Source organism: Bacillus sp. FAU18 (assembly GCF_056033885.1).
Genome location: NZ_JBVYHZ010000003.1, coordinates 2,048,107 through 2,060,560, shown reverse-complemented (window position 1 = coordinate 2,060,560; position 12,454 = coordinate 2,048,107). Strand labels below are relative to the sequence as shown.

Sequence of the window (12,454 nt, the reverse complement as noted above, 5' to 3'; positions counted from 1 at the left end):
TAATTGATTGCTAATATAATTCAAAATTTGTTCACCCGCCTATACAAAACATATGTTCTATCATAAACCAAATCCGTACAATTTACTACTCGCCTTTCACAGCCGCTACTGTTTTCAAAGCCATGTCGAAATCTTCATACACAGCATTGCCTACAACGATCACGTCCGCATGCTCTGCGTACTGTTTGGCCGTTTCCGCATCTTTGATGCCGCCGCCATAAAACAAGGTGGACGTTTCCAATACAGCCTTCGTTTTCTTGACAGCTTCTATGTCTCCAAGCATGCCGCTGTATTCTAAATAAAAAATCGGCAGTTGCAGCAGCTCCGACACACGCGCATAGGCGACAATATCATCCATATTCAGATCGGCGTCCGCTTCAGTCAGTGCCGCGGCTTTGCAATCTGGATTTGCGATGCAGTAGCCCTCCGCCACGATTTCTTCCATAGACATCAGTTCTCCGTATTCCTTCATGGCTTTCTGGTGCATTCCGACAATCCAATCCGCGTTTTTGCTGTTTAATACACTCGGAATAAAATATAAGTCAAAGCCTGGAACGATCGCTTCAATCGCTGATACCTCAAGGACACACGGCACCAAAAACCGTCTTACCTTAGACATCATCCGCAGGACATTATCCTCTGTCACACCATCGCTTCCTCCGATGATGACCGCATCCGTTCCTGATTCGCAAAGAATCTCCAGCTGTTCGTCAGGCAAATCTTTATTTGGATCGAGTTTAAAGACATGCTTCCACTCCGTTACATCGTACACGTCATACGTTCCTCCATTCGTTTGTTACCATTTAAACATTATAACAAATTCACATAGCGCGGAAAAACGGAAAAAGCCGTTAATCTCGTTATTCACTGAAAAAGGTGTTTTGATTCTATTTTCATAAAAAAAGAGCATATGGCAGTACCTGCTCGCTGAGTCCTGTATCGGCAGAAGCACACATTTTTCACCAGATTCCTTCTGCTATTGTTTGGAAAGTGTTCAACTGTGGAAATGGTTACATAAAAAGGGAGGCTGAGAGATGGACACCATCATAATAGCACTCATCGCATTTATCATAGGGATCATCGCTATCCCGATCGTCTTGTTTGCCTGGATCTACATAAAGGATGAAAAACAGCAGGAGCACTCAATTCTTCGCAACTATCCCGTCATCGGAAGGTTTCGGTATATCCTTGAAAAAATCGGGCCGGAGCTCAGACAGTATTTATACAGCAATGACAATGAGGAGCAGCCTTTTTCACGAAAGGAATATGAGCAAACCGTCATCTCCGGCAAATACAAAAGCAGAATGATGGGCTTTGGATCTGTAAGAGATTTTGATAAACCTGGCTATTATATCCGTAACGCTATGTTTCCAAAACAAAGGGAAGAAATGCACGTAAATCAAACGCCAAAAATTGAAACCCAAATCTATAAAATGGATGCTGACAATCTGTTCAAACGCAAGGAGCATGCCGAACATATCAAGGCAGACCCGTACTTTCTCCATCCTGATGATGTACAGGTGATTGGCGAGCATACATGCGAGAAGCCATTTTATGTGAAGGGCTTAGTCGGCCAGTCTGCCATGAGCTACGGTTCTCTTGGAGAACGGGCTGTTACGGCGCTCTCAAAAGGGCTCCATCAGGCAGGCGGAACCTGGATGAATACAGGTGAAGGAGGATTGTCTGAGTATCACTTAAAGGGCGGCGCCGATATCATTTGCCAAATCGGTCCGGGTCTATTCGGCGTGCGCAAAAGAAACGGGGAATTTTCATGGGAGGAATTTAAAAGAAAAAGCAGGATTGACCAGATTAAAGCGTTTGAGCTAAAGCTGGCACAAGGAGCGAAAACCCGCGGCGGCCATGTCGACGGCGCCAAAGTATCAGAGGAAGTGGCAGACATTCGGAATGTCGAACCTGGAAAGTCGATTGACAGCCCGAACCGCTTTTATGAATTCTCAAACCCTCCTGAAATGCTCGACTTTATTGAAAAACTTAGAGATGTCGGACAAAAGCCAGTCGGCATCAAACTTGTCGCAGGGCATCCTGAAGAATTGCATGAGCTTTTCTCTTATATGCAGAAAAGCGGAAAGCATCCGGATTTTATCACGATCGACGGAAGTGAAGGCGGTACCGGAGCTTCCTTTTACGAGCTCGCGGATACAGTCGGCCTTCCGATTATGACAGCGCTGCCTATTGTGGACACGCTTCTTAAACAGTACGGCTTGCGCAGCCAGCTGAAAATCTTTGCTTCCGGAAAGCTCCTGACTCCTGATAAAATCGCGGTCGCCTTAGCCCTCGGCGCTGACTTTGTCAACATCGCACGCGGCATGATGTTTTCCGTTGGCTGCATCCGCGCTCTCGTCTGCCACACCAACACCTGTCCGGCAGGTGTGGCGACGACAGATCCGAAATTGCAAAAAGCATTGAGCGTTGAGGAAAAACAGCATCGTGTCTGCAACTACGTTATTTCTTTGCGTGAGGGGCTGTTTAACCTTGCAGCCGCAGCAGGGATCAATTCGCCGGTTCACTTTTCCAAGGAGCATGTTGTCTATCGGAAAGAGGATGGCAGTCTCATCGATATCGACAACCTGATCCATCAATTTGTTTCATAAAGAAACCGCCCTTGCCGAACGGCAGGGCGGTTCTATGTTATTTTGAAGAAGACTCAGTTTCCGTCTCCTTCACACGGTCAAGCGCCATTTCATAAGCGTCATTCCCGTAATTTAAGCAGCGTTTCACACGGGAAATCGTAGCCGTGGAAGCGCCTGTTTCTGTTTCAATCTTATGATACGTGTTTCCTTCGCGAAGCATGCGCGCCACTTCAAGGCGCTGAGCCAGCGATTGAATTTCGTTAATTGTGCATAGATCATCGAAGAATCGGTAACATTCCTCCAGGTCTTTCAGCGATAAGATCGAGTTAAATAACTGGTCCAGCTCTTTGCCGCGTAATTTATCGATTTGCATCGTTACACACCTTCTCCTTTACTAATGGAAGCCGCATCAAGATCAGGTACGATATTGATCCAAGTCTTTCCTGGCACAAACGGAAGCCACTTGCCGTCTTTTACCGGCACAATTCTGCCATTCACTTGTTTCCAGTCTGTTTCAATGACGTTTCCGTGCTGAAACAACAGACCTTTTCCTCCTGATTCCAAGTCGATGTCCCGCCTTCCATCTTGATCAATAATATGATGGCTGGCTTCAACAATGAAAATATTTTGCATTGCAACCGGCTTTCCGGTTTCCCGGTCTGTCGTTATGACACCATCAGAGCTTCTTGTATAAGATTCAGCTTTTTTATCATAGTTGTATTCGACAAGATTTGTAACGTTATTTGTTCCATAATCTACCCGAACATTGTAAGATTCATTTGCAGGTTTTGCATCTGATGTTTGAAACAGCAGCGGATTTGTTTCCTGCTTCAGCTTATACCCCTTTTGATCTGCCGCCTTTTTTATGTAATCATAAGACGTATAGGAATTGTGGGGCGGTTTGCTGAAATCAGCTCTCCAAAATAAGCTTCCGTCAAAATCTAATCCGTTCATATAATCAGCAGCTCCGGATTCCAGCTGCTCTTTGGCGCCGGGACTCCAGCCGTGATGGACAAATATGCTGTCAAAGCCATTGCTGAGAGTGACGAAATATTCCCGCGCGCTCCGCACAGGTCCGACAGTTTCAGGCATCTGGCTTTGGAAAATGGCCAGAAATCTTGTGATTTGCCCTTCGGCTAGCGCTTCTATGACAATGTCGGCTTTAGACAGACCCGACTGCGGCCTCGCCTTCGGGTGATTGTTCACCACAACAGCAACAGGCCGGCGTTCAGTCACCTTCTGTTCAGTCTTTAGCCCCGTTAAAGGAGCTTTCAGCTTCTTTGCAGTATCCGGGACAGCATCCTTCTGCTGGCAGGATACCAGCAGAAAAAACACGAAACACAGCGCGCAAACTGTCATCCATTTTTTCATATGTCGGCTCCCTGCTCTTTTATATTTTAACGCATTATCGATGGAAAGAGTACAGTTTTTTTCATGACGTCGAAGATTCCTCTTGGCGTAATGCGTATATACGGAAGGTGCGTACTTTGCAAAAAGAGCAGCGTATAGATAGGATCGCAAAACTCATAGCCTCTTTCAGTCAAAAGATCTCTCAGCTTTTGTTCCTTCTCAAGCACGACTTCATATGCTTCCGAAGAGGCGCAGCCGCACAGCGCAAGCGGAATTTCATACAGAATGCTGCCATTTTCCGCCAGAACAATTCCTCCTCCGATTTCTTTCATGCGGGCGAAAGCGAGCAGCATATCCGCTTTATTTTTTCCAATCGCGACAATGTCGCCCGTCGTCGTAAAAGAGCTTACAAAACCCTGCACGCTTGAGGCAAACCCTTTTATCATCGTATTGACGCGCCATTTCCCGTGTCTGTCGAGCATCGTCAAATAGCTTTCATCATGGTCAAACGAGAGCTGTTCCATCGAATTGTCGATCTCAATCATATACGGCTCCATAATAACCGCATTCCGCATTTTCACGCCCATCGGCATAGAAAACTGCAAGTCATCCATCGTCATATCATATGAAAGCTCAAGCGGGACAAGACCGCCTTTGTGCCAGTCCGTCTTTGTAAACGCCTTCAAATTACAGCCGTCTTCACGCAGAATGGTCCCTTTTGACAGAACAGTCACGGGATTCGGATTTAACGGATCTTCCAGTATGTTGAGCGATGCCAGTCTACCCGGTCCGATAACTCCTAAATAATCATCCATTTGGTAATACTTTGCGATATTAAATGATGCCATATTGTAGGCATCGATTGCAGGTACACCTTCTTCTAAAGCGATGCGAATCAGCTCGTTTGTCATGCCGCCTTTATAGAAATTCGGGGTTGCGCCATCTGTCGTGTAAAAGAAGTGGTCATAATAGCGGAAGCCCTTCTCATGCAGTTCTTGCAAGATTTTTCTTACATCGGGGCGAATGGAAGAGTTCCGAAGGGAAACATAATAGCCCAGTTCCAGCCTTCTCATCACTTCATCACCTGTCATCGCTTCATGATCACAATCCGCACCGAACAGCTTCATTTTTGTAAGCGTTTTATCAGAAGCGCCGGGAAAATGCCCTTCAATGCGTTTTCGCTGTTTCTTTGTAGCTTGCATGCAGTGGAGCATTAAATCATCACCATCTACCAAGCGAGGCCATCCGGTCATTTCTCCGCCTTGAATCACATCCGGATGTTCAATCCACTGTTTTCTGACGTCAAACGGAAGGACGTGGTCCTCGTTCAAAACCTCGGTCTGGAGGTCATAGCGTGACCACCAAAAATACTGAACAGGCTGCTTTTTGAGTTCATTCAAAATCGTAAGCGCTTTCTTTTTTCCGCTTTGCAAAAGCAAAAATAAGTTATCATTCACGAATGTCGTTGTTCCGTATTGAGACACATATTCCGCCAGTGTTTGGGGATTATATATTTGAAAAGGATGTGCGTGCGGTTCAATATAACCTGGCACAATGTATTTTCCTTCACAATCAATTGTATGAATTTCTTCGGCTCTATTCGGAAGTTCATGACCCACATAAACAATGCGGTCCTGATAAATCCAAATGTTTTTTTTCAGCCATTGTTTTACATATGGATTTAAGACGAGAGCATTCCGTAAAAGGAGCGTTGGAAGCAGCTTTGAGTCTACAACATCAACCTGTGCCCTGATGTCTTTGTTTTTCCAGTTAAAGGTGCGTTCGGACATTCACATACTCTCCTTTACATGTATTAGACTCATGGTATCACATCCTTCCTCATCACGCACGATAAAAACGTTACAAATTTTTGAAGGTTCGATTAAAAAACTTTTTTAAGTAAAAGGAGCGGATTTCCTTGAAGCCAAACATCAGTCTCATCAATGCCGTGTTCAGAATCGCCTGCGGATTGACGATTATGTCAGCCGCCAGCGCAAAGTTTACGAAAAAACCTTGGTGCAGAATGCATCTCTTTTACATCTTTATGGGGGCCATGAAAGCTGGTTCGGGAATCCTTCGATTCTGCCCTGTGACCTACATGTTTCAAAATAGCGATTCTGGAAATAACGGCCAGCAAAACGGATAAACGAAAAAGCTTGATCACGAAACGTGATCGAGCTTTTTTTTATGCCCACTCTTTGTTTTCATATAGAAATATCCTGCAGCTGCCAGCACTGCCGGATAAAGAAGTGCCCAGCCGCTGAATGAGTAAATCACTGTGCACGCCACAAACGCTCCGAGCGCCATCCACCAGCCTAAATCTCTCCAGCTCAGGAGTTTCAGTGCTGCCGCCATTGTACATATGTAAGATGCGATGAAAGCTGCGCTCGGCCCTTTCAACAGAGTTGTCAAATCGATTTGAAACACGCCATGCGCTGCAAGCACTAAACCAAACACTGCAGTCATCGCTGTCAAAACGCGAATAGGCGTACGTTTTGTCGCATTCAGTTTTCCAAAATATACGGGAATGTGCCCCTCCCTCGCCAATGCGTACACCATTCTGGAAAAACCAGCAATATTGGCATGAATGGTGGCGAATGTAATAAACAGCGCTAAACATACCGTGACATATACACCGCTTTCCCCTGCTCCTTTTGAGATGAGCATGGCAAGCGATGCAATTTCTCCATTCTCACCGTATGAATGAGTTCCCACCGTCACAAATGACAGCATGATATACAGCCCTGCCACACAAGACGCTGCCAAAAACAAGCTGAGCGGGACATCTTTTTCAGGGCGATGAAATTCCTCAGCCAACGGGGTAATCATTTCCCAGCCTACAAAAGAGAAAAAAATCATAACTGAAACAGATCCCGCGGCAGACCAGCCATGCGTAAGAAACGGCTTGAATTCTGCTATCGTGACGTGTGGCAATGACACAGCAATAGAAGTGACAAGCAGAAATACGATGACACAAATAACGAGTGTACTGATGTTTGCAGATAGTTGAATTCCTCTCATATGAAGCAAAATAGATATAGCCAGCATACAACCAGCAATCAATGTAATCTGCCAATCCGCCGCCTCTGTGACGTAACTGACGTAATGCGCGCCAGTCAAAGCGATGATGGGAACGCCGATCGGAACGGACCCTAACATGATCCAGCCCAAAATAGCCCCGGCTTTTTTCTGAAAGGCCAGCTGCACATAAGCCGTGATTCCTCCCGCGCTGGGCGCGATTTTCACAAGCCGGGCCAGCGTGCCGACAAGAAGAAAAGATAAAAAAGACATGAATACCCAGACGAATAAAGAAGCCGGACCGGCCGTGTCCGCGGTGACAGACGGCAGGATTAATATCCCGCAGCCTAAAACCGCCCCAATCGTTAAGGCCGTTCCTTGTATCCAAGTGATCGAACGCTGCAATTCTGGCAACATGATGCCTCCTCTCCCGTTGATGGCTTTATTATAGAAAAAATAAGACGGCATCCATATGCTACAATGAAGGTAAATCAACAGCATTACCTTACGATCAAAGGAATTTTCATTCATTCGCCTAAATATGTAAAGGAGTCAGACAAATGGACGGTACAGACCTTCAAATTCTCTCGCATTTGCAGCGAAACGGCAGATTAACGATGGTTGAGCTGGGAAAGCTTGTCGGACTCAGTTCGCCAAGCGCGGCGGAGCGTGTCAGGAAGCTTGAAGACAAAGGAGTGATTACCGGCTACAGCGCGAATATCTGTTACGAAAAACTAAACAAGCATGTCACCGCTTTTATTCTCATGGAGCCGAAAAGCTGCAAGCACTACGCCGCCTTTGCAAAAGCGCACCCTGATGTAGCAGAAAACCACCGCATCACGGGTATGTACAGCTATGTGACAAAGGTCGTGACAGAATCGGTACATACGCTTGAAGATTTTATAGACGCCTCGATGGCCCATGGAAAACCAACCACGCTCGTTGTCCTTTCTTCTTCCAGCTGCCATCCCGCTTTTTGATAACAAAAAACCCGCAGCTATTCTGCGGGTTTTCCTCACTTATTTTTGGGCAGCCTTTAAAGCGCGTGCCCCAATGTCTTTTCTGAAAAAGAGTCCCGGTTTGAAAATTTCATCAACCGCTTTGTACACTCGGTCTCTAGCCGCTTCAAACGTTTCATCAAAAGCCGTTACATTGGCAACGCGGCCCCCGTTTGTAACGAACTCTCCGCCTTCAGCTTTCGTTCCGGCATGGAAAACCACGACCTGCTCTGTTTCTGCTGCAAGGCTGCCGATCGGCGTGCCTTTTGCGTAGCTTTCCGGATACCCTTCTGATGCAAGCACAACACTCACTGCCGCGGTATCCTTCCATCTTAAGTCAACTTCCTTATCATCTAAAAGATCAAGAAGCACCTGTACCAGATCAGATTCCATGCGCGGAAGCACGACCTGTGTTTCCGGATCGCCGAAACGGGCATTAAATTCGATGACCTTCGAGCCATTTTCAGTAAGCATCAATCCAGCGTACAAAACGCCAATGAAGGAACGGCCTTCTTGTACCATTGCTTTTGCGGCCGGCTTAACGATGGTTTCTACAGCATGGCGGACCGTTTCTTCCGAAATTTGCGGAACTGGAGAGTAAGCGCCCATTCCGCCCGTATTCGGGCCTTTGTCTCCGTCAAACGCACGCTTGTGATCCTGGGCAATCACCATCGGATACACCTTTTCCCCTTTGACAAAGGCCATCAGAGAAAATTCTTCACCAGAAAGATATTCTTCAATGACAACGGACGCGCTCGCATCACCGAACTTTTCATCTTCAAGAAAGTCATGCAGACATGCAATTGCTTCTTCCTCTGTCATAGCCACAGTAACGCCTTTTCCAGCTGCAAGTCCATCTGCTTTTATCACAATCGGAGCACCTTTTTCCTGCACATATGCCTTCGCCTCTTCAAAGGATGTAAACGTGTCGTATTCTGCGGTCGGAATGTCGTATTTCTTCATTAAATCCTTAGCGAACTGTTTGCTTCCTTCGATGATCGCCGCGGCTTTTGACGGGCCGAACACGCGCAGACCCGCTTTTTCAAATTGATCCACCAGACCTTCAATTAAAGGAACCTCAGGGCCGACAATGGTCAGGCCGACCTGGTTTTCTTTTGCAAACGAGACAAGCCCTGCGTGGTCGCTTTCCTCAATGTTTACAAGCTGTGCGGAAGCTGCCATGCCGTCATTTCCGGGAGCGGCAAATACATTCTCGACGAGGCTGCTTTGCGCTGCCTTCCACGCCAGCGTATGTTCTCTTCCGCCTTTACCGATAATTAATACATTCACGTCGTTTTCATCCCCTTAATGTTTGAAGTGTCTGATGCCGGTGAATACCATGGCAATGCCGTATTCATCCGCTTTTTTGATGGAATCCTCATCACGGATCGATCCGCCTGGCTGAATGATGGCTGTAACGCCCGCTTTTGCCGCTTCTTCGACAGTATCTGGCATTGGGAAATATGCATCCGAACCGAGCGCGCTGCCCTTCGCTTTTTCCCCTGCTTGCTCGATGGCGATTTTTGCCGATCCGACGCGGTTCATTTGGCCTGCTCCCACGCCGACTGTCATGTTGTCCTTCGCGAGAACAATCGCATTTGATTTCACATGCTTCACGACTTTCCAAGCAAGCTTCAAGTCTTCCCACTCTTGCTCGTTCGGCTCTCTTTTTGTCGGAATGCTAATCTCAGCTTCATCGAAGCCGTGCATATCTAAATCTTGAATCAGCAGCCCGCCTTGAACAGATGTCAGCTGTTTTTCCTTTTGAACAGCGACGGATACGTCAAGCGTCAGCAGACGGAGATTTTTCTTCGCAGTCAGGACGTCGAGCGCTTCTTGGCTGAATGAAGGCGCAATGATGATTTCTAAGAAAATGTTATGAAGCGCTTCGGCAGTTGCCTTGTCCACTTCACGGTTCAGCGCGATAATGCCGCCGAAGATAGATGTTTTATCCGCTTCAAACGCTCTGTCAAACGCTTCTGCGATCGTTTTTCCTGTTCCTACGCCGCACGGATTCATATGTTTCACAGCAACCGCAGCCGGCTCAGTGAATTCACGAACGATTTGAACTGCCGCATCCGCGTCTTTAATGTTGTTGTAAGAAAGCTCTTTTCCGTGAAGCTGTTCTGCTTGCGCAATGGAGCCTTTGACAGGAAGAGCTGTTTGATAGAAAGTTGCTTCCTGATGCGGGTTTTCTCCATAGCGAAGCGATTGTTTTTTCTCAAATGTCACAGTGAATTGCTCTGGTTCTTTTTCACCGACAACATTTGTCAGATAGTCAGCGATCAGTGCATCATATGCCGCAGTATGACGGAATACTTTTGCCGCGAGCTCGCGTTTTTTCTGAAGAGATACGCTGCCTTCTTCTTTGATTTGATTTAGCACTGGGCTGTAATCGGCCGGATCGACGATAACCGTGACATCCTGATGGTTCTTTGATGCCGCACGCAGCATGCCCGGTCCGCCGATGTCGATATTTTCGATCGCTTCTTCATATGTGACGTCTTCCTTAGAAATCGTTTCTTTAAATGGATAGAGGTTGACGACAACGAGGTCAATCGGCTGAATCCCGTGTTCATTGATCTGCGCCATATGCTCTTCATTGCCGCGAACCGCCAGAAGGCCGCCGTGAATATTCGGGTGAAGGGTTTTTAACCGGCCGTCCATAATTTCAGGGAAGCCTGTCACTTCCGAAATTCCGATCACATCCACACCGTTTTCTTGAAGAAGCTTTTTCGTTCCGCCTGTGGAGATGACTTCAACGCCAAGCTCTGTCAGTTCTTTTACGAAAGGAACGAGATTTGTTTTATCTGAAACACTGATTAACGCACGTTTAATGGTCATGCCTTTTCACCTCTGTTATTTAATCCTAATAGCTGTTTAATCACACTCGGATACCATTTATGCTCAAGCTTGTGAATCCGCTGTTCGATTGTTTCCAATGTATCATGTTCATCAATTTCGATTGCCTTTTGAGCGATGATCGGACCTGTATCCATTCCTTCATCGACATAATGCACGGTGATTCCGGCCACCTTCACACCCGCCCGGTATGCCTGTCCGACTGCGTCGATTCCAGGAAACGCCGGAAGAAGCGAAGGGTGAATGTTAATGATTTTTCCTCCATATGCTTGAAGGAGCGTATCACCGATCAGCCTCATATAGCCGGCAAGAACAATCAATTCAACCTCGTGAAGACGAAGCTGTTCAATGATGGCTTGTTCAAATGCAGCCTTGTTTTCATAAGACTTGGGCTCAAATGCAAAGGAAGGAATATGGAATGCTTCCGCCCGTTCGATGACTTTCGCCTGCGGTTTGTCGCAAACGAGTAGCGCTGCTGACGCATCCCAGTTCTCCTCCTTTAAACGCGTAACGATGGCTTCGAAGTTTGAACCGTTTCCTGATGCAAATACCGCAAACTTTTTCATGAAAGTGCCGCACCGCCGAATGTGACGCCTTCACCTTTTTTCACACGCCCGATTAAATAGGCTTTTTCTCCATGGCTTTCAAGCGTTCCGATCACATCTGTCAAATGCTCTTCTTTGACAGCCAAAACAAAACCGATACCCATATTAAAGACGTTGAACATGTCTTCTTCCTTTAGCTTGCCGTACTCTTGCAAGAAAGAAAAAATTGGCGGGATCGGCCATGAACCATGATCAATTTCCGCACTTAAGCCTTCCGGAAGCATACGCGGAATATTTTCAATAAATCCTCCGCCTGTCACGTGCGCCATGCCGTCGATTTTTCCGCTTTTGACCGCGGCAAGCACAGGCTTCACGTAAATCCTTGTCGGTTCAAGCAACTCCTCGCCAAGCGGGCGTTCAAATGGCTCATATGTTGTATCAAGGTCAAGCTCCGCATCATCCAGAAGCACTTTTCTGACAAGAGAAAAGCCGTTGCTGTGAAGACCGCTGGAGCTGAGGCCGATCAAAAGATGACCCTCTTTGATGTTTTCTCCAGTCACGATTTCATCCTTTTCTGCCACTCCGACTGAGAAACCGGCTATATCGTATTCATCAGCTGTATAGAGCCCCGGCATTTCAGCCGTTTCACCGCCGACTAAGGCTGAACCTGACTGCTCACAGCCTTCCGCAACACCTTGTACAATCTGTTCAATTTTCACTGGGTCCGCTTTGCCGACCGCTAAATAATCGAGGAAAAACAGCGGCTCTGCACCTTGTGCCAGCACGTCATTGACACACATTGCAACAGCGTCCACGCCAATCGTGTCATGCTTATCCATGGAAAAAGCGAGCTTTAATTTTGTGCCGACACCGTCCGTCCCCGAAATGAGAACTGGTTTTTGATAAGAAAGCTCAGACAGGTCAAACATGCCGCCAAAACCGCCAAGGCTGCCCATAACGCCAAGCCGTTTCGTGCGCTCCACGTGTTTTTTCATTCGTTTTACAGCTTCATATCCGGCTTCGATGTCAACTCCTGCGTTTTTATATGCTTCAGACATCCTATTCACTCCTTTAAGGCGCTTTTCAAAAT

The 12,454-nt window shown here is 46.8% G+C and carries 12 protein-coding genes; 3 read left to right on the top strand and 9 right to left on the bottom strand.

Translation table 11 applies throughout. The features are described from left to right. Positions 1 to 85 precede the first annotated feature (85 nt). Positions 86 to 772: a heptaprenylglyceryl phosphate synthase gene (gene pcrB / locus AC0OMU_RS11000; protein WP_181218480.1), complete on the bottom strand. Its 687-nt coding sequence runs from the start codon at positions 770 to 772 to the stop codon at positions 86 to 88. A 262-nt stretch (positions 773 to 1,034) separates the two neighbouring features. On the opposite strand from pcrB, the gene AC0OMU_RS10995 reads away from it, so the two are divergent. Continuing rightward, a complete protein-coding gene (locus AC0OMU_RS10995; RefSeq protein ID WP_474241180.1) occupies positions 1,035 to 2,612 on the top strand; it encodes an FMN-binding glutamate synthase family protein in 1,578 nt (525 codons plus the stop codon). A gap of 37 nt (positions 2,613 to 2,649) precedes the next feature. Here AC0OMU_RS10995 and AC0OMU_RS10990 read toward each other — a convergent pair whose 3' ends face one another. Genes AC0OMU_RS10990 through AC0OMU_RS10980 form a run of 3 tightly spaced genes read right to left on the bottom strand, consistent with a single transcriptional unit; the run spans position 2,650 to position 5,731 of the window. After that, positions 2,650 to 2,964: a YerC/YecD family TrpR-related protein gene (locus tag AC0OMU_RS10990; RefSeq protein ID WP_003219429.1), complete on the bottom strand. Its 315-nt coding sequence runs from the start codon at positions 2,962 to 2,964 to the stop codon at positions 2,650 to 2,652. A gap of 2 nt (positions 2,965 to 2,966) precedes the next feature. Continuing rightward, positions 2,967 to 3,962, bottom strand: a complete 996-nt coding sequence (locus tag AC0OMU_RS10985) for a DUF3048 domain-containing protein (RefSeq protein WP_063335622.1) — start codon at positions 3,960 to 3,962, stop codon at positions 2,967 to 2,969. Positions 3,963 to 3,988: 26 nt separating this feature from the next. Then, positions 3,989 to 5,731 carry an adenine deaminase gene (locus AC0OMU_RS10980; RefSeq protein WP_474241179.1) on the bottom strand — a complete coding sequence of 581 codons (1,743 nt, stop codon included), beginning with the start codon at positions 5,729 to 5,731 and terminating at the stop codon, positions 3,989 to 3,991. A gap of 128 nt (positions 5,732 to 5,859) precedes the next feature. Between AC0OMU_RS10980 and AC0OMU_RS10975 the strand changes: the two genes are divergently transcribed. After that, positions 5,860 to 6,087, top strand: coding sequence for a YgaP family membrane protein (locus tag AC0OMU_RS10975; RefSeq protein WP_040083954.1), 228 nt, complete (start codon positions 5,860 to 5,862; stop codon positions 6,085 to 6,087). Between the two features lie 14 nt (positions 6,088 to 6,101). On the opposite strand, the gene AC0OMU_RS10970 is transcribed toward AC0OMU_RS10975, so the two are convergent. Beyond that, entirely contained in the window at positions 6,102 to 7,376 is a 1,275-nt protein-coding gene (locus AC0OMU_RS10970; RefSeq protein ID WP_327844124.1) for an amino acid permease, read from the bottom strand. 143 nt (positions 7,377 to 7,519) lie between these two features. Between AC0OMU_RS10970 and AC0OMU_RS10965 the strand changes: the two genes are divergently transcribed. Beyond that, positions 7,520 to 7,939, top strand: a complete 420-nt coding sequence (locus tag AC0OMU_RS10965) for an Lrp/AsnC family transcriptional regulator (RefSeq protein WP_251188019.1) — start codon at positions 7,520 to 7,522, stop codon at positions 7,937 to 7,939. A 39-nt stretch (positions 7,940 to 7,978) separates the two neighbouring features. Here the strand turns inward: AC0OMU_RS10965 and purD are convergent, their stop codons facing one another. Genes purD through purM form a run of 4 tightly spaced genes read right to left on the bottom strand, consistent with a single transcriptional unit; the run spans position 7,979 to position 12,422 of the window. Then, positions 7,979 to 9,247, bottom strand: a complete 1,269-nt coding sequence (gene purD, locus AC0OMU_RS10960) for a phosphoribosylamine--glycine ligase (protein WP_474241178.1) — start codon at positions 9,245 to 9,247, stop codon at positions 7,979 to 7,981. A 15-nt stretch (positions 9,248 to 9,262) separates the two neighbouring features. Next, complete coding sequence (gene purH, locus AC0OMU_RS10955; protein WP_015383000.1) at positions 9,263 to 10,801, bottom strand: bifunctional phosphoribosylaminoimidazolecarboxamide formyltransferase/IMP cyclohydrolase; 1,539 nt, start codon at positions 10,799 to 10,801, stop codon at positions 9,263 to 9,265. Then, positions 10,798 to 11,385, bottom strand: a complete 588-nt coding sequence (gene purN, locus AC0OMU_RS10950) for a phosphoribosylglycinamide formyltransferase (RefSeq protein ID WP_032722972.1) — start codon at positions 11,383 to 11,385, stop codon at positions 10,798 to 10,800. The genes purH and purN overlap by 4 nt, the downstream gene beginning before the upstream one ends. After that, positions 11,382 to 12,422, bottom strand: coding sequence for a phosphoribosylformylglycinamidine cyclo-ligase (gene purM / locus AC0OMU_RS10945; RefSeq protein ID WP_014479061.1), 1,041 nt, complete (start codon positions 12,420 to 12,422; stop codon positions 11,382 to 11,384). Before purM ends, purN begins: the two co-directional genes overlap by 4 nt. Positions 12,423 to 12,454 lie beyond the last annotated feature (32 nt).